Source organism: Streptomyces sp. 13-12-16 (assembly GCF_002114215.1).
Taxonomy (GTDB): Bacteria; Actinomycetota; Actinomycetes; order Streptomycetales; family Streptomycetaceae; genus Streptomyces.
In genome coordinates this window covers 648-18,790 of the sequence record NZ_NCTE01001429.1, presented here as the reverse complement: position 1 = coordinate 18,790, position 18,143 = coordinate 648, and the positions used below count along the sequence as shown (strand labels likewise).

Annotated in this window: 14 protein-coding genes; 9 read left to right on the top strand and 5 right to left on the bottom strand. The window is 71.3% G+C overall.

Going from position 1 to position 18,143, the window contains the following annotated elements; translation table 11 throughout:
* Positions 1-81: 81 nt before the first annotated feature.
* Entirely contained in the window at positions 82-657 is a 576-nt protein-coding gene (locus B7767_RS42135; protein ID WP_085576434.1) for a TetR/AcrR family transcriptional regulator, read from the bottom strand.
* A 141-nt stretch (positions 658-798) separates the two neighbouring features.
* Here B7767_RS42135 and B7767_RS42130 point away from each other — a divergent pair, with 141 nt between their 5' ends.
* The 9 genes from B7767_RS42130 to B7767_RS42090 all read left to right on the top strand — a co-directional run bounded on the left by B7767_RS42130 (position 799) and on the right by B7767_RS42090 (position 11,093).
* Complete coding sequence (locus B7767_RS42130) at positions 799-1,608, top strand: SDR family oxidoreductase (RefSeq protein WP_085576433.1); 810 nt, start codon at positions 799-801, stop codon at positions 1,606-1,608.
* Complete coding sequence (locus B7767_RS42125; RefSeq protein WP_218775871.1) at positions 1,605-2,516, top strand: DMT family transporter; 912 nt, start codon at positions 1,605-1,607, stop codon at positions 2,514-2,516. Before B7767_RS42130 ends, B7767_RS42125 begins: the two co-directional genes overlap by 4 nt.
* Before the next feature lie 227 nt (positions 2,517-2,743).
* Positions 2,744-3,628 (top strand): fructosamine kinase family protein, encoded by an 885-nt coding sequence (locus tag B7767_RS42120; RefSeq protein WP_085576432.1) that lies wholly within the window; start codon positions 2,744-2,746, stop codon positions 3,626-3,628.
* A 20-nt stretch (positions 3,629-3,648) separates the two neighbouring features.
* Positions 3,649-3,975, top strand: coding sequence for a hypothetical protein (locus B7767_RS47095; protein WP_179167552.1), 327 nt, complete (start codon positions 3,649-3,651; stop codon positions 3,973-3,975).
* A 477-nt stretch (positions 3,976-4,452) separates the two neighbouring features.
* Positions 4,453-5,742, top strand: coding sequence for an ABC transporter substrate-binding protein (locus tag B7767_RS42110; protein WP_085576431.1), 1,290 nt, complete (start codon positions 4,453-4,455; stop codon positions 5,740-5,742).
* A 142-nt stretch (positions 5,743-5,884) separates the two neighbouring features.
* Entirely contained in the window at positions 5,885-6,775 is an 891-nt protein-coding gene (locus B7767_RS42105) for a carbohydrate ABC transporter permease (RefSeq protein WP_256923782.1), read from the top strand.
* Entirely contained in the window at positions 6,775-7,668 is an 894-nt protein-coding gene (locus B7767_RS42100; RefSeq protein WP_085576429.1) for a carbohydrate ABC transporter permease, read from the top strand. The genes B7767_RS42105 and B7767_RS42100 overlap by 1 nt, the downstream gene beginning before the upstream one ends.
* A 135-nt stretch (positions 7,669-7,803) precedes the next feature.
* Positions 7,804-9,303: an alpha-N-arabinofuranosidase gene (locus B7767_RS42095; RefSeq protein WP_085576428.1), complete on the top strand. Its 1,500-nt coding sequence runs from the start codon at positions 7,804-7,806 to the stop codon at positions 9,301-9,303.
* Positions 9,300-11,093, top strand: coding sequence for a CocE/NonD family hydrolase (locus B7767_RS42090; RefSeq protein ID WP_085576436.1), 1,794 nt, complete (start codon positions 9,300-9,302; stop codon positions 11,091-11,093). The genes B7767_RS42095 and B7767_RS42090 overlap by 4 nt, the downstream gene beginning before the upstream one ends.
* A gap of 26 nt (positions 11,094-11,119) precedes the next feature.
* Here B7767_RS42090 and B7767_RS42085 read toward each other — a convergent pair whose 3' ends face one another.
* The 4 genes from B7767_RS42085 to B7767_RS42070 form a co-directional block, all read right to left on the bottom strand.
* The gene (locus tag B7767_RS42085; RefSeq protein WP_256923781.1) at positions 11,120-12,136 is read right to left on the bottom strand and encodes a LacI family DNA-binding transcriptional regulator; all 1,017 of its coding nucleotides are present in this window, start codon (positions 12,134-12,136) and stop codon (positions 11,120-11,122) included.
* A gap of 164 nt (positions 12,137-12,300) precedes the next feature.
* Positions 12,301-13,830 (bottom strand): glycoside hydrolase family 43 protein, encoded by a 1,530-nt coding sequence (locus tag B7767_RS42080; RefSeq protein WP_085576426.1) that lies wholly within the window; start codon positions 13,828-13,830, stop codon positions 12,301-12,303.
* Between the two features lie 186 nt (positions 13,831-14,016).
* Positions 14,017-15,699, bottom strand: a complete 1,683-nt coding sequence (locus tag B7767_RS42075; RefSeq protein ID WP_256923780.1) for a carboxylesterase/lipase family protein — start codon at positions 15,697-15,699, stop codon at positions 14,017-14,019.
* A gap of 726 nt (positions 15,700-16,425) precedes the next feature.
* Entirely contained in the window at positions 16,426-18,003 is a 1,578-nt protein-coding gene (locus B7767_RS42070; protein ID WP_085576425.1) for an alpha/beta fold hydrolase, read from the bottom strand.
* Positions 18,004-18,143 lie beyond the last annotated feature (140 nt).

Genomic DNA, 18,143 nt, shown 5'->3' with positions numbered 1-18,143 from the left:
CGGGCCGCTGAACCGGGCGGGGGACGTCCTGCCGGCGCGACCCCGCCCCGGTGCCCGCCCGGGCTGACCGCGACTCTCGGCTCAGGCGCGTGGGCCGGCGCCGTGCAGCAGGGTGTCGATGATGCGGGTGGCGAGGGTGTCCGGGTCGGCGCCGTCCGTGTTGCCGTGCAGGGATTCCCCGATGAGCGCGTAGTAGACCCGGCGCACCCAGTCGAGGTCGGCCGCTTCGTCGATGAGCTTGTCCGCCTGGGCTCGCTCGAGCACGGCGATGCACCTGCGGGCGATGTCCTGGTGGAGGGCGGCGGCCTCGCTGTCCGGGTCGGCCGGCAGCTCCAGGGCGAACGCCCAGGCGCTCTTGACCTGCAGTACGTTGGCCGTGATCCGGTGCATCGCCACCAGCGGCGGCGCGGTGTCCGGCCTGCCGTCGTCCACTGCCCGGGCGAGCTGACGGGCGGCGGACGACGCCAACGCCTCGATCAGCGCCTGCCGGTTGGCGAACCGCCGGTGGATCGTCGTACGGGCCACTCCCGCGGCTGCGGCGATCTGCTCCATGGAAGCGCCGGGCTCTTCGGCGAGTACCCGCTCGGCTGATTCCAGGATCGCGCGCACGCTGCGCTCCGCGTCAGCCCGCAGCGATCGTCCTGCCGTCTCACTCATCACGCCTCCTGCCGGACCGCTTGTTCGGAGACATCATACATCTGTGACGCGATGCCGACCTTAACTGCATCATCCCTGTTGCGTTTCATTGGATTATTGATACATACTCATCTCGGTTGATCTCGACTGAAGGAGAAGCCTGTGAACAGCACCGCCCTTATCACCGGAGCGTCGTCCGGCCTCGGCGCGGAGTTCGCCGAGCAGCTCGCCGCCCAGGGGTACGACGTGGTCCTGGTGGCGCGCTCCGGTGACCGGCTCGCCGCCCTTGCCGAGCGCCTGATCGCCGAGCACGGCGTTCGCGCGCACGTGCTGGTCCAGGACCTTGCCGAGCCGGACGCGGCCCGCCGCATCGCCGACCGGCTCACCACCCGCGGTCTGAGCGTCGACCTGCTGGTCAACAACGCCGGTTTCGGTACCTGCGGCCGCTTCGAGGAAATATCCGGGGCCCGCGACCACGACCAGTTGATGGTCAACGTCGTCGCCCTCGTCGACCTCACCCACGAACTGCTGCCCGGCATGCTGGAGCGCGGCCGCGGGGCGGTCGTCAACGTCGCGTCCAACGCCGCCTTCCAGCCCGCCCCGTACTTCGCCGTCTACGGGGCGGCCAAGGCCTTCGTGCTGAACTTCGGTCTCGCCCTGCGTCAGGAGTACCGCCGGCGCGGCATCCGCGTGCTCACCCTGTGCCCCGGCCCGGTCGAGACCGCCTTCTTCGACACCATCGGCACCCGCCGGGCGGCCGTCACCGGCTCCATGACCACCCCGGAGCCCGTCGTACGCGCCGCGCTGCGCGCGCTGGAGCGCGACCGCGGCTATGCCGCCCCCGGACTCGGCAACGCCCTGACCGCACACCTGACACCCCGCCGCCCCCGAACCCTGGTCGCGGCCGTCGCCGAACGTGTCACCCGCAAGGTCCTGGCCGCCCCCTCGAAGTCGTCGGAGCATGCCGCATGAGAGCCTCCACCGCCCCGGTCGGCGCCGCCTCGGCGATGCTGCTCGTCGGCACCTCGACCGCGGTCTCCGCCACCATCGCCGACTACCCGGTCTTCACAGGACAAGCCATGCGCTACGCGCTCGCCGCGGCGATCCTGCTGGCCGTCGTGGGCCACCGGCGTTCACCCCGCGTGCGCCTGACCGCACGTGACGTTCTGCTGCTGATCGCGCTGGCCGCCACCGGCCTGGCGGGGTTCAACGTCTTCCTCGTCGAAGCCACCCGGCACGCCGGCCCCGCCATGATCGCCGCTGTGGTCGGAGCGGTCCCCCTCGTGCTCGCCCTCGTGGGGCCGTTGACGGAACGCCGGCGCCCCGCGCCCCGCACCGTCGGCGCCGCGATCGTGGTGGCACTCGGCACAGCCGTCGCCGCCGGCCTCGGCTCGGGCAGCGTGAAGGGCTTCCTGCTGTCCCTGGGCGCACTCGCCGGCGAGGTGGCCTTCTCCCTGCTCGCCGTCCCGCTCCTGCCCAGGCTCGGCCCCCTGAGAGTCGCCGCCTATCCCGCCGCTCTCTCCGTACCCATGCTCCTGGCGGCGGGTCTCGCCCTGGACGGTACGGCCTCCCTGCGCCTGCCCACACCCGGCCAGGCAGCCGCCTTCGGCTACCTCGGCGCGATCGTCACCGCTGCCGCCTTCTTCCTCTGGTACGACGCACTGCGCCGCCTCGGCGCCGACCGCGCGGGCCTCTTCGCCGGCCTCGTACCGGTGGGCGCGCTGCTCACCACCGTCGCACTCGGCCTCGGCCGGGCAGGCCCCGCCGACGTCACCGGCGCCCTTCTCGTCGCAGTCGGCGTCGCGGTCGGCCTGCGACAGCCCCGCCGCGGCAGCTCGGAACCACGGAAACCCCGTACCGGTGTTCACGAGCCGGCCTGATCGGTGTTCTACGGCACCCGCCCCCTGAGCACACCTCTGTGCCGAACCCGAGCGACGCCTCCGGGTCCTGCGGCAGGCCGAAGGCTCCCCGCACCCGTGACGCCACGCGCGGACAGGCGGTCGACAGGGCGGAGTCGAGGCTGCGCGGTCCGACCGGGCCCGATGAACGAGCCGCGTCGGCTCACCCCTGATGCCAGGATGCGGGACCGACAGAGAGGAGCACACCCGTGACAGAAGCGACGTCCTTGCTGCTCGAACGCCTTCACGCGGCCGGCCTGACCGACATCGTCGCGATCGAGCCGGCCACTGGAGGCCTCGCCGCGACCGCGGGGCTCGCGCGCCGCGCCGACGGCACGTCGGTGTTCGTCAAGGCGTTCGGCGAGCCACCGTCGGACGACGCCTTCGCCGCAGAGGCCGAAGGGCTCACCGTACTGCGCGAGGCGGGCGGTATCGCCACGCCCGAGATCATCCTCGCGGACCGCGACCTGCTCGCGCTGTCCGTGCTGCGGCCCCGGCCGGACACCGAGGCCTTCTGGGAGCAGTTCGCGCACGCGCTCGCCCACCTGCACACCACCACGCGGTATCCCCGATTCGGGTGGCACCGGGACAACTGGCTGGGCCGCCGCCGGCAGGCCAACACCTGGGCCGACGACGGGTTCGAGTTCTTCGCCCAGCACCGTCTGCTGCGCTGGCTCGGCGAGCGTCGTGTCCAGGAGGCGCTCGGCGCCGCGGACCGGGCGGCGCTGGAACGGCTGTGCGCCCGGCTGCCCGAGCTGCTGCCGGTCAGGCCCGCGTGCCTGACGCACGGCGATCTGTGGGCACTGAACGTCATGGCCGCCCCGGACGGGCGACCCGCGCTGATCGACCCGGCCGTGTCGTACACATGGGCCGAGGTCGACCTGGCCCACCTGTGGACGACGGCGCCGCCGCCCGAAGCGCGTGTGTTCTTCGAGCTGTACGCCGATCTGACCGGGCTCGACCGCGACTGGCGCGAACGGATGCCGATCCTCCAGCTACGTCAACACCTGGCCGTGATCGCCCAGTTCGATCCCGACTGGGGCGCCGCCGACCTCGTGCGCGCCACGCTCGCCCCGTTCCGGCAGCGCCGCTGAGCTCCCGCGGGAAGTGCTATGTGCTGCGCCGCCCCGACGCCGACCGCGCGGGCCTCTTCGCCGGCCTCGTGCCGACGGGCGCGCTGCTCACCACCGTCGTACTCGTACTCGTACTCGGCCGCGCAGGGCCCGCCGACGTCCCCGGCACCCCGCTCGTCACAGTGCGGGGAGGAGTGACGTCGCCCCTCCGCCACAACACGGTGTCGTCGCCGGAGGCGAGCCCGGACGGCATACGTGAAGGTGTGGCGCACGCGCCGCTCGCCGGCGTGGTCGTAGGGGCGGTGGACACCCGTCCCGTCGCCGAGCAGGCCGTGCCCCGGATGTACCGGAAACCCGTCTTCCGCTGAACGAGGTCGAATCGGCCCGTGCCGGCGCAGTGGCGTCAGGCGTCGGAGAGCCGGGCTGTCGGCTGCCCCGGGGGACGACGATCCGCATGGCGGGGTTCCTTTGCTGCGGGCGGTGCGGGACCTGCCGGAAGGGGCGGGTGGATCGACCGTCCCTGGTTCAACGTGTTGCGCACCGTAAGGAGAAGGGCGAAACGGCGTCAAGACGTCGAGCGGTCCGTCCGTCGGCGTTCGGCGTCTTCCCGGTGCCCGCCCCGGCCGGCCGGGTGCGACTGAGCAGGTTCCTGCTCGTCACCGAACCCGTTCCTGATCACGTACGAAGGCCCCTGCGTCAGTAACGATTGCGCAACTTGCGAAAACTGTTGGTTGTCCTCCGTTCATTTTGGGCGGTACACCTTGCTCCTGCTTCGCGGACGGCTCATTAGTTTGCGCAAACTATCGGCAGTTGGATCACTGACAACAGATCAGGGAGTTTCCACGATGACGAGGAGAACCCGCAGCGCGACGGCTGCCGCGATCGGCTTGTGCGTCGCACTCGCCGTTGCCGGCTGCGCCGGTGGCGACGACGGCAGCGGTTCGTCCGACGGCCAGGGCACGGTGACCCTCTGGACGAACGCGATGGAGGGGCGCGGCGTGGAATTCTGGAAGGACGCCGCGAAGGCGTACCACGAGCTGCACCCGGACGTCACGATCAAGATTCAGTCGGTCCAGAACGAGGATCTCGACGGCAAGCTGCAGAACGCGCTCAACTCGAACTCCGCGCCCGACATCTTCCTGCAGCGTGGTGGCGGCAAGATGCAGGCCATGGTCGACGCCGGTCAGATCCAGGCACTGGAACTGACCGACACCGACAGGACGAACGTGGGTGAGGCGGCCCTCGAAGGCGTTTCGATCGACGGCAAGGTCTACGCGATGCCGCTCGACACCCAGCCCGAGGGCATCTACTACAGCAAGGACCTGTTCAAGAAGGCCGGCATCGATGCGCCGCCGACGTCGATGGACGAACTCGAGGACGCCGTCGCGAAGTTGAAGGCGATCAAGGTCGCGCCGATCGCGGTCGGCGCCAAGGACGCCTGGCCGGCCGCGCACTGGTACTACAACTTCGCCCTGCGCGAGTGCAGCCAGGAAACCATGCAGGAGGCCGCCAAGTCGCTCACGTTCGACGACCCGTGCTGGACCGAGGCCGGCGACGACCTCGCCGAACTCCTGGGGACCGAACCGTTCCAGAAGGGCTTCCTGACGGCGACGTCGCAGCAGGGCGCCGGATCCTCGGCGGGCATGATCGCCAACCACAAGGCGGCCATGGAGCTCATGGGCAACTGGAACCCCGGAGTCATCGCCGACCTGACCCCGGACAAGAAGCCGCTCCCCGACCTGGGCTGGTTCCCCTTCCCCTCCGTGTCCGGCGGCAAGGGCGACCCCACCGCCATCATGGGCGGCGCCGGTGGATACTCCCTCTCCAAGAACGCGCCGAAGGAGGCCCTGGGCTTCCTCCAGTTCGTCGTGACCAAGGAGCAGCAGGAGGCCTACGCCGAGGCCTTCGACACCATCCCGGTGAACAAGGCGGCGCAGGGGGTCGTCACCGAGCCCTACAACATCTCGGCACTGGAGGCCTTCAACAAGGCCGCCTACTCGATGCAGTTCCTCGACACCGTGTACGGCCAGAACGTCGGCAACGCCATGAACATCGCCGTCGTGAACCTGATGGCCGGCAAGGGCTCCGCCGCCGACATCGTCAAGGACGTCAAGACTGCCGCCGAGAAGGGCTGACCGAGCAGACATGAGCGACACCCTGGGCACTGACGCGGCCGCCGGCCGCCGGCCGCAGGGCACGCCCGGAGCCGGGGACACGGCCACGTCCGTGCCCCCGGCTCCGTCACGAGCGGCTGCGCGCCGCCGTGGCCGTGCCAGGATGCGACTGGAGATCGCGGTCCTGTCGGCACCGGCGATCATCACGTTCCTGGCGTTCGTGATCTTCCCGGTCGCGCTCGCCGCCTACTACGGCTTCTACCAGTGGAAGGGCTACGGAGAGCCCACCGACTGGGTCGGCCTGAACAACTACGAGCTGATCCTCACCGACCCCGCGTTCCACGACGTCCTGTGGCACAACGGCCTGATCCTGGTGCTCTCACTGGTCATCCAGGGGCCGCTGGCGATCGTCCTCGCGCTCCTGCTCAACCAGAGGATCCGCGGCCGCTCGACGATCCGCGTCCTGATCTTCGTGCCCTACATCATCTCCGAGATCATCGTCGGCACCGGCTGGAGCCTGATGCTCCAGAGCAACGGAGCCGTCAACGACCTGCTGCACCGGATCGGCCTGGGCTCCCTGGAAGCCGACTGGATCGCCGACCCGGACCTGGCCATCTGGACGCTGATGGCCATCATCACGTGGAAGTACATCGGCTTCGCGGTGATCCTGATGCTCGCCGGCCTGCAGTCGATCCCCGACGAGATCTTCGAGGCCGCGCAGATCGACGGCGCCTCCTACTGGCAGATCCAGCGCCGCATCACGTTGCCGCTGCTGGGACCGACGATCCGCATCTGGGCCTTCCTGTCGATCATCGGCTCGCTGCAGTTGTTCGACCTCGTCTACATCATCTGGGGCCAGTACGTCTCGGGCACCGCGGGCACCTCGACCATGGCGATCTACATGCTCGCCCAGGGCCGCAACGCGGGCAACTACGGCTACGGCAGCGCCGTCGCGGTCGTGATGTTCGTGATCTCGCTCGTCGTCGCGCTGATCTACCAGCGTTTCGTCCTGCGCCGCGACCTCAGGGGCGCCGTCACCGAAGGGACCGTGTGATGAGCGTGACGACCGCCACCTCCCGGACGTCTCCCGCGCCGGAGCCGAAGGCGCCCGCCGGCCGCCGCGACAAGCCGCAGAAGTGGGGCAGCCCCGTCACCTACTTCATCGCGCTGCTCTTCGTCGGCGTCTGCGTCGCACCGGTGCTCTACATCGTGCTCGGCGGATTCCGCACCAACGCGCAGATCACCACGGACCCGGCCGCCCTGCCACGCCCCTGGGTGGTCGGCAACTACCTCGGCATCCTGAAGTCGACGGTCTTCTGGGGAGAGTTCGCCAACTCCCTCATCGTCGCGATCACCAGCACCGTCGGTATCGTCGCCCTCGGTCTGATGGTGAGCTTCGTGATCGCACGCTACGACTTCAAACTCAAGGGCGCGATGTACTCCTTGTTCGCCGCGGGCCTGATGTTCCCGATGGTCATCGCGATCACTCCGCTGTACCTCGTCATCAAGGACCTCGGCCTCGTCGACAACCTGCTCGGCGTGATCGTCCCGCAGATCGCCTTCGGTCTGCCGACGACCGTCATCATCCTCGTGCCGTTCCTCAGAGCCATCCCGAACGAGATCGAGGAGGCCGCCGCGATCGACGGCATGAGCCGGCTCGGATTCTTCTTCCGCATGGTGGTCCCGCTGTCGCTGCCCGGTGTGGTCACCGTCGGAATCCTCGGATTCGTCGGCAGCTGGAACAACTACCTCCTGCCCCTGTACGTCCTCAACTCGCAGGCGAACTACACCCTGCCGCTCGGCGTCCAGGTGTTCTCCTCCCAGTACTCCACGGACACCGCGAAGGTCCTCGCCTTCACCTCACTCGCCATGCTGCCCGCACTGATCTTCTTCTCGGTCTTCGAGAAGCGCATCGTCGGCGGCCTCACCGGCGCAGTGAAGGGCTGACACCGGTACCAGGACCTGAGCCGGGCCGTCCCACGACTGCCCCCGCCGTGCCGTTCGGCAGGGGCAGGCCGCTGACCGACGACACCACCCGGTCCGTGACACCCCCCGCGCCATCCTCCGGAAAGGACCGCCGCATTGCCCCGCGCCCACATCGAACTCGACAGGCGGGCCGTCATCGCCCCTGTCCGGCGCCGCACCTTCGGCTCGTTCGTCGAGCACCTCGGCCGCTGCGTGTACACCGGGCTCTACGAGCCCGGACACCCGAGCGCGAACGGTGACGGGTTCCGCATGGACGTCGTCGAACTCGTCAGAGAGCTCGGCAGCACGACCATCCGCTACCCGGGCGGCAACTTCGTCTCCGGGTTCCGCTGGGAGGACTCCGTCGGCCCGCGCGAGAAACGCCCGGTACGCCGCGACCTCGCCTGGCGCTCGCTCGAATCGAACCAGGTCGGCCTCGACGAGTTCGCCCGATGGCTCAAGCTCACCGGCTCCGAGCTGATGCTGGCGGTCAACGTGGCCACACGAGGCATCCTGCCCGCCCTGGACCTGCTCGAGTACGCCAACCACCCGTCCGGCACGGCGCTGTCGGACCTGCGCATCGCCAACGGCACACCGGAGCCGCACGACGTGCGCATGTGGTGCCTCGGCAACGAGATGGACGGCCCCTGGCAGACCGGTTTCATGACGGCGGACGACTACGGCAAGCTGGCCGCCCGCACCGCCGCCGCGATGAAGAGGGCCGACCAGGACCTCGAACTCGTCGTCTGCGGCTCCTCCGGGTCCACCATGCCGACCTTCGGCGACTGGGAGCGCACCGTACTCGAGCACAGCTACGACCACGTCGACTACGTCTCGTGCCACGCGTACTACCAGGAACTCGACGGCGACCTCGGTTCCTTCCTCGCCTCGGCGGTCGACATGGACTACTTCATCGACACCGTCGTCGCGACGGCCGACCACGTGGGGCACAAGAAACGCTCCACCAAGAAGATCGACATCTCCTTCGACGAGTGGAACGTCTGGTACCTCAAGGAACACCAGGAGTCGGAGAAGAACCACGACGAGTGGCGCCACGCCCCCCGGCTCCTGGAGGACACCTACACGGTGGCGGACGCCGTCGTCGTAGGCAACCTGCTGATGACGCTCCTGCGCCGCAGCGACCGCGTCACCTCGGCGTCCCTCGCACAGCTCGTCAACGTGATCGCTCCGATCATGACCGAGCCCGGCGGCCCGGCCTGGCGCCAGACGACCTTCCACCCGTTCTCGATCACGAGCCGGCTCGCCTCCGGTGAGGTGATCCGACCCCTGATCCAGGCGCCGACGTACGACACGGCGCGCTACGGAGAGGTGTCCGTCGTCGACGCCGTCGCGACCGTCGACGAGGACCGGGCCGCGGTCTTCCTCGTCAACCGCGACCTGGCGGAAGCCACGCAGGTCACGATCGATGTGCGCAGCCTCGGCTCCTCGCGCGTCACCGAGGCCGTCACACTCGCCGACTCCGACGTGTACGCGAAGAACACGCTCGCCCGGCAGGACCGGGTGACCCCGGCCGCGAACACCGGCGCGGTACTCGCCGACGGCCTGCTCACCATCGAACTGCCGCCGACGTCGTGGACGGCGGTCGCCCTCCGGTGAGCGACCACACGAGCCCCGTCCAGGAGCCGGCCCCCCTCCGGCGCGGCGCCCCGGCCCGTGAATCGCCGGACCCGGTCGCCGAGCGCCGCGAGGTGACCTGTGCGTTGCGCGACGGAACACGGCTGCGGACCGTCCTGCTGTTCCCGCACGGGACCGGGCCGTGGCCGGCCCTGCTGACCCGCCACCCCTACGACGTGACCCGTGAGGAGCACGACGGGATGCTCGACGTCGGGCGCCTCGTCGCCGCCGGTTACCTCGTCGCGCTCCAGGACGTACGGGGCCGCTTCGGCTCCGAAGGCGTCTTCGACCCCTGTGCGCAGGAGGTGGCCGACGGCGCCGACGCCGTGGCCTGGCTCGCGGCACGCCCCGAATGCACCGGCACCGTCGGAATGTGGGGCGCGTCCTACGCCTCGGACACCCAGTTCAGCGCCCTTCTGGGAGGTGCCCCGGCACTGCGGGCGATCGCTCCCGCCATGACGCCGGCGATGTCGGCGCTCGACGGATTCCGGTTCCGCGGCGGGGTGCCGGAGATCGGAAGCACCCTCGCGTGGACGCACTACGCGATCGCCCCGGACATGATCGAGCGCATCGGCTCCACCCGTGAACGGGAGGCCGAGCGGAGGCGATGGGAAGCGACCGAGCGGGCGATCGCGACCCACGACGCGTTCCGGGCCGGAGTCCCGCACTCCGGATGGGACGCCGAGGCGATCGTCGGGTGGGGTCTGGACCGGTTGCGGGAGCCGCTCGGGGCGGCGCGTCACCGCGAGGGGAAGATCGTCGACCGGATCGACGCGGTCGACATCCCGGTCTTCCTGACCGGCGGGTGGTTCGACGTCTTCCTCGGATCGACCCTGGAGCTCCACCGGCGGCTGCTGCGCCGCGCGAAGGACACCGGCGGGCCGGTGCCCCGTCTTCTGGTCGGTCCCTGGTCGCATGACGACCTGTCGGGCCGGACAGCCGGGGTGGACTTCGGACCGGGCGCGGCCGCCGACGATCCCGGCGGCGGAGACCTCACCGCGCAGCACGTGCGGTGGTTCGACACCGCCCTGCGCGCGGGCGTGGCGGACCCGCCGCCGGTGCGCGTGTTCCTGATGGGCTCGAACCGGTGGATCGAACTGGACGAGTTCCCGCCGCGCGACACGCGGACGCTCGAGCTGTACATGAACGCCGGCGGCGCACTCGCGACCGAGCCGACCGGGAGCGGTGAACGGCGGCTGACCAGCGATCCGTCATCCCCGGTGCCGACGTGCGGCGGTGCGGTCCTCCTCTTCGCGCCGTTCGAGGCGGGACCCGCCGACCAGGCGGCGATCGAGACGCGGCAGGACGTGGTCTCGTGGCGCACCGAGCCGCTCGCCGGGGAACTCACGGTGATGGGCGCGGTCCACGCCGTCGTCCACCTCGCGACCACGGGAACGGACGCGGACGTGGTCGTGCGGCTGTGCGACGAGCACCCGGACGGCCGCAGCCTCGTCGTCACCGACGGCGTGCAGCGGGGGTCGGCGCGGTCCGTCGACCCGGTCACGGGCCTGGGCGACAGACGACCGGTCGAGCCGGATCAGGATCAGGAGTTCGTCGTGGACCTCTGGTCGACGGCACACACGTTCCTGCCGGGCCACCGGGTGCGCGTCGACATCGCACCGAGTTCGTCACCCCGCTGGGACGTCGGACGCAATGCCTTCGATCCGTCCGGGGCGACCACGGAGCCCACCGTGGCCGAGTACACGATCCTTCAGGGCGCCGCCCGCCCGAGCCGCCTCGTCCTCCAGGTCGTGCCGACCGCACCGCGATGAGGACTGCCGGACAACCCCTGCCGGCGTCACCGGTGTGGCGCCGCGGTCCCCGGGACGGGTCCGGTCGAGGCACGGACGACCAGTTCGGTGGCCAGCTTCATGCGGGCGGGGGGCCGTGCGCCGCCGTCCTCGCCCCGGGAGAGCTCGATCAGGAGCTTGACCGCCGCGGCGCCCAACTCGGTGCTGGGCTGTCTGACGGTCGTCAGCCCGGGGGTGATGTACTGCGCCTCGGGCAGGTCGTCGAAGCCGACGACACTGATGTCCTCGGGGATCCGCAGGCCCCGGGCGGCCAATGCGTCGTAGACGCCGAGGGCCATGGAGTCCGCGCAGGCGAAGATCCCCGTGATCCCCGGGTCGCCGTCGAGCAGGGCGTGGGTGGCGGTCGCCGCCTTGGCGCGGTTCCATCCGCCGTGGGCCACCGACACCGTGGCACTGGCGGCGGCCGCCGTGTCGGCCGCCGCGCGGAAACCGTCGACACGCGCCCGGCTGAAGAGATGGCGGGCGTGGCCGGCGACCACCCCCATCCGCACATGGCCGAGGGACAGAAGGTGCTCGGCGGCCATACGGCCGCCTTCCCAGTTCGCCACGCCGATGCTCGCCACCCCTGACGGGGGTGTGCTCATCGGGTCGATCAGCACCACGGGGACGCCCGCGGCGAAGAGTGCGCCGAACTGGGGCGAGGCGGGATCGACCAGCGTCCCGATCACGCCGAGGGTGCGCCTTCTCAGAACCCGCGAGACCCAGTCGCTGTGCGGCTCGGCGAGCGTCAGTACGACATCGATTCCCGCTGCCGCCGCTTCTCGCCCGACCCCGGCTGTCAACAGGTTCGCCCATGATCCCTCGAAATGGGTGACCACGAGATCGAGCACGTTGGACAAGCCGCTCTCGTCCCGCCCGCTCTCGCCCTTGGACCCGGCCCGGCGGATGTAGCCGACGGCTTGCACGGCTTCCATGACCTTCGCGCGCGTCTCCGCCGAGACGTCGGTCCCGCCCCGCAGCACCTTGGACACGGTCGGCACACTCGTACCGGCGGTCTTGGCCACCAAGGACAGTGTGGGGCGCGATCCGGCTGGTCGGGGAGGCATGGGGCACAGGTTAACCCAACCGGCGAGAAGGCCGTCCGGAGGCCGGGGAGGCACCTCGGCCGGGCCGGGCCGACTGCGGGCGGGCGCCCCTCGGGAGGTGACACCCGCCCGCGCACCGAGCGTCACACGGAGGGCACCGGGGCGTACTCGAACCAGTCGAAGGCGACCGCGCCCTCGGTGGCGTACATGCCGATCACACGGCCGGTGAAGCCGCAGGCGACCTCGGTGGACAGGTAGCGCCCGTCCAGTTCGGCGAGCGGCCGGGCGTCCGGAGCGTCGGGATCGTCGAGCCAGAAGGCGATGGTGTCGGGGCCCGTGGTGCCGCCGTCGGTGAGTTCGGGCGACGCGGGCACAAGGCCCGACGTCCGGATCGTGACGGTGAGGGGCAGCGGCCCGGCCGGGACCGGCCGACGGGCCACGGTCTGGCGCAGCGGCCCGATCCGGGCGACGACGCCGATCTCCCCGCCCCCGGCCTCCAGTTCGTAGTGGTGGGCCTCGTCCAGGCGTACGCAGAGACCACCGCGTCCCGTACCCGGGTCGATCACGGCGGTGACGCGGCAGTCGTGGTGCTGCTGGCGGCGGCCGACGAAGGTGTACCCGGGGCGGTCGAGGGTGGGGCCGGTGGCGCTGAGGACCAGCCGGCCGGGGCGCTCGGTGAGCGACCAGGAGCCCTCCGGGCGGGCGAACGGCGAGATCCAGTGCGGCGCGAGAGCGGCCCCGTCGAAGTCGTCGCGGGCGGGCGGGGCCGGAACGGGGTGCCAGGCACCGCCCGGGGCCGCGTGGCTCTCGGGAACGGGCGCGACGACGGGCCAGCCGTCCTCGCCCCACTCCACGGGGGTCAGGAACGTCTCGCGGCCGAGCACGTGCACGTCGGGCGTGAAGCCGCGGGGGCGGACGCCGAGCAGCACCATCCACCAGCTGCCGTCGGGAGCCTGCACCAGGTCGGCATGGCCGGTGTTCTGGATGGAGCGGGCAGTACCGCTGTGTGACAGCAGGGGGTTGGCGGGTGCGGCCTCCCAGGGGCCGCGCGGCGAGCGGCTGCGGGCCATGGACACGCTGTGACCGCGTTCCGTGCCGCCTTCCGCGATCAGCAGGTACCACCAGTCGCCGATGCGGTAGAGGTGCGGCGCCTCGGGGTACTTGAGGCCGCTGCCCGACCAGGTGGCGAAAGGCCCCTCCAGCACCTCGCCCTTGACCGGGTCGATCCTGGCCATGTTGATGCCCCCTTCGGGGCCGGAGAAGGCGCACCAGCAGGTGCCGTCGTCCTCCCACGCCAGGTCGGGATCGATACCGGTCAGGTCGATCCACACCGGGTCGCTCCACGGCCCCTCGGGCCGCTCGGCCGAGACCACGAAGTTGCCGCCACCGTCGATGTTGGTGTTGATGACCCAGTAACGGCCGTCGTGGTGACGGATCGTGGGGGCGTAGAGACCTCCGGACGCCTTGGCGCCGGGGAGGGGCAGCGGCAGTTGCCCGGGCCGGTCGAGCACGTTGCCGATCTGCTCCCAGTGCACGAGGTCCTTGCTGTGGAAGAGCGGCAGCCCGGGGAAGTACTCGAAGCTGGAGCACACCAGGTAGTAGTCGTCACCGACCCGGCACACGCTCGGATCGGGATGGAACCCGCTGATCACAGGGTTGTCGTAGGTATGCACGGAAACGTCTTCCCTTCGGGCCGCCGGACGCCGCGAAGGGAGTCTAACGAGCTCGTGCACGTGGACGGGGAGACGCCGGACCCCTGATCGTCGATCATGGTCGTGGCGAAGTGCCCTCCTTGCTCTCCGCGAAGCGGAGGCGCTCGACGGTCAGGTCCGCCACCACCGAGTGTGTGACAGGGCCGTTCATTTGACGGACCCGTTCCAGAAGTCAAGATTGTGTTCGTGACGGTAGTCGACGGGCCCGATGCGCTGCGGTGCCAGTGACTGTGTGTACGGTCGGCCGACGGGGTCCGGGTGGTGGGGGAGCCAGGCGGGCAGACCGGTACCGCGGGGTGCGCCGGTGCGGGCGAACGCGGCCCAGTACCGGGTCATCGTGGCCGACAGACGACGCTGTGCCGGGGTGAGGAACGGTTCGGCGGCTTCGTCCTCGAACAGGTAGGGGATGTCGGCCGCGTGGAAGGCGCCGAAGTCGAACTCGCCCGGCAGCGGCAGGAACATCGGCGCGTCCCGGTCGGCGAACTCGTACGCGTACACCGGCACATGCCGTGCCAGCGCGTCGTGCTGCGTCTGTGTGCCGCGCGCCCACATGCGGTCGGTGATGACGGTGCTCCACGCCAGCGCGGGCGACGGGTGAGCGGCCGTGGGGTACTCGGCCCGCACACGCTTCGCCTGTGCCTCGCCGAACGCGGTGCGCAGGGCGCGGTCGTAGTCTGCCTCGGTGAACGGCTCGCCCACCGCGTCGTACATCATCCCGACGAACGTGCGGTGCTCGTCGCGGGTCGCGCCCGACAGGACGGGTACACGGTGGAAACGTCCGGCGCGCAGGGCCGCGGGCGGCAGCTCGGGCAGGGTGGCGTTGCCGTATCCGAACACCTGGAAGGCGTTCATGATGGACGGCACCTCGAGAAGCCTCTTCACGGGCAGGGCGCGCAGACAGGCGAGGGTGCGTTCCGGACGGCCGTCACGGCAACCGAGGGACGCGGTCATCTCGGTGGTGATGTCCTCCATCTCCCGGCCCGTCCGCCAGATGTACCACGGGTATCCCGGCACGCCCGGTCCCATCGCGCCGGCCGGCATGTCCATCATGGCCTCACCGCTTGCCATGACGGCTCGGTGGAACAGGCCCCGGGACGCGGGGGACGTCAGGTGCCCGGCGATGGCGGACGCGCCGAACGACACGCCGGCCACGGTGACGTTGCCGGGATCACCGCCGAAGGCGCGCGCGTTGTTCCGCACCCAGGTCAGTGCGGCACGCTGGTCCTGGAGGCCGAAGGTGCCGGCCCCTTCCAGACCGGGCAGGGCGAGGCCGCCGAAGACGCCGAGGCGGTAGTTGACCGTGACGACCACCAACCCACGCTCGGCCAGGCGGCGCCCGTCGAAGAAGGCGCCGCCGCCCACGGCGCCGTCCCCGTGGATCCACACGAGCACGGGAGCGGCCCGCCCTCGGGCCGAGGCCGGTGGCGTCGTGACGTTCAGGACCAGGCAGTTCTCCTGCGTGCCGGAGATCGGCGCGTACTGCGAGGGCACCTGCGGACACAAGGGCCCCGGCTCGGTCGCGTCCCTCACGTCCTTCCACGGCCGTACCGGGCGGGGCGGGGCCCACCGGTGCTTTCCCTCGGGAGCTCCGGCGTACGGGATGCCCTGGAAGATCCGGTACGCGCCCGACCGGGTGCCACGCACCGGACCCGCGTCCGTACGTACCGTCTCGCCGGTGGCCGCACCGGCCGGAGCGGCCCGCCGGCCTTCGTCCGCTGCCGGACCGGAGCGCGCGGTACAGGCGAGTGGGGCGCACACCAGCGCGGTGAGCATCAGGGCGGAAACCGTCGCGGTGACGGCCTCCTGACGGGGGGCTCCGCGGTTCGTCACGGCGGAAGCCTTCCTCTCGGGCACAGGACCCGGCGTACGCACGCACCGAAGATGACCTGATCGGACGCGGTCCGGGTCCGGACGGGGCACATCGTCGGTTTCTGACCCGATCGGGTGGAGCCGGGCCTTGGTGAGGAGCCGGCGGCACCGTCCCGGTGCCCGATTCGGGGCCGTGGCCGCGAGCCGTTGCGGCTTGCCCGGGGGCAGGACGCCGGATGGCTCCGGTCGCATCGGCCCGGCCGGCCGTCGGCAGTTTTTCCGTTCTCCTCGCGACAGCAACCGAGGAGGTGGAAGCGGGCGGTGGTCCTTGGCCCAACCCGGTTGAACCGCCCCGCGATCCGGTTCACGGCCTGCCCGGACACCGCCCGCCGGCGGGCGGGGTTCACGTCATGGCCGGCGGCCGCCGAACGGTCGTCGTCCGCCGACACACCGATCGGTGATCATGCCGTGGCCGCACTCGTTCCCAGCCGGGGCCGGCCCAGGGCCGTGGGATCGGAGCGGCCTGCTCGGCACGGTCGGCGGTTCCGTCGCCCAGGAGAATTCCGATGTCCGACACGTCACGGACGGCCTGCGGCACCGCGGTGTCCTCGTCGCGCCGCCACCCGTGAGCCGGGAGACGAGCCGCCCGTCCAGGACCGGCCGTTCACCGGCTTCGGGGAGTTCACCGGCCCTGACGGGGCCAGGAACCGGCCCCAGGACGAAACACCCGGCCAGGCCGTGGGGCCGTCAGTCCGCGTCGGACGGCGGGACCGCCAGGTGCGCCAGTACCGAGTGCATCGCGCGGTCCACGGCCGCGTGCCACGCGTCGACCGGGTCGACGGTCTCGAAGCCGTGGTGACCGTTCGGTACGTCGACCACCTCGACGGCCGCCCCGCAGTCCTTGCCCGCGGCCAGGAATGTCTCGACGGTGGCGGCGATCTCAGGGCTCTCCAGTCCTGCCCGGGTGAGGACGACGGGCAGGGCGCCCGCGCGGGTCAGGGCGCCCGCCGGGTGGAAGCGGCTGCCCGCGAGCCCCCAGTTCGGCAGCGGAGCGAGAACCGGGTAGGTGGCCGCCAGACAGCGCAGCCACGCCGGGGGCGCGCCCAGCCAGTCCGCCGTGAGCAGCCCGCCGCCCGAGAAGAACCACAGTGCGATCCGGTCCGGGTCCACCCGCGGATCGGCCCGGACCAGTTCCACCGCGGCGGCCACGTCCGTGGCGGCGCGCTCGTAGTCGGCCACGTCGTGCAGCCGGTGGTCGAGGGTGGCGCCCACGGCTCCCCGCCCGGCCGCGTACCGTGCGTATCCCACCAGGGTCGGCCACTCCCGCGGGGTCGGCCGGGCCCCGGCGGGCACCGGTCCGCCGTGCACGAACACCACCGCGGGGCGTCGGCCCTCGGCGCCGGGCGGCGGGTAGAGGTCGACGTGCTCCCGTCGCTCACGGGGGATCCCGGGCACCTCCAGCCGGAACGGCCGCAGGTGGGCGGGTGGTCCCGCGGTGCCGGCCGGCTCCAGCCGCTGCCCCTCGCCGGCCGCGGCCCGCAGCAGGACCTCCGCCAGCTCATCGGGGCAGGAGAGCATCGGCCAGTGCCCCGTGGGGAGTTCGAAGAAGGTCACCCGGGGATCGGCCAGAAAGCGGAGGGCGGGGTCGCCGAAGTCCACCAGCCTCCTCACCATGTCGATGCTCGCGCCGTTGGCGGTGCACAGCACTGCGGTGGTGGGCACCGTGGCCGCCGCACCGGTCAGGCGCAGCGGCTGAAGGAGGGTGCCCAGCGGCTGTGGCGCGGCCAGCGCGGTGAGCCGGTCGAGGTCCGCGTCGGAAACCCCTTCGGTACTGCCCCACCGCCGCCACTCGTCGCGGCCCGGAGGAACCAACCCCCCGCCGGCCCCCTCCCCACCGGCCTGCGTGCACACCTGCTCGCGCAGTGCCCGGTCGGGCACCGCCGCCAAGGCCGGGACACCGTCTCTCGGCAAGCCCGCGTCCAGGTGGACGACGCGGGCCACGTGCTCCGCCCGCCGGTCCGCGGCGCCCAGGACCGGATGAATGCCGTAATCGTGGCCGACCAGCACGATCTCCCGGCCGGCGGTCCCTTCCGCCGCGTCAGCCGCGATCACCGAGTCGATCGCCGCGATCACGTCGGCGATGTGCGTCTCCAGGTCGACGCCGGACGGCGCGGCACCCGGGGGCCCCACCGGAGCACGTGGGCCGTCGAGCCCCGTGAGGGCGACCGCGCGCGCCCCGGCGCCCGCCCCGGTCAGCCGGGCGGCCGTCTCCTCCCAGACGTGGGCACCGGTGAACACGCCCGGCACCATGATGAACACGGTCATGACCCTCTCCTTCGCACGCGGTCGCCCGCGGGCCGGCCGTACGTCCGGCCCACGCTCGCCGGTACGGTAGGAACTCCCCCTGAGGGAGGTTCAAGTGCCCGCGTCCCATGACGGTCTGTGGAGCATCGGCGAACTCGCCG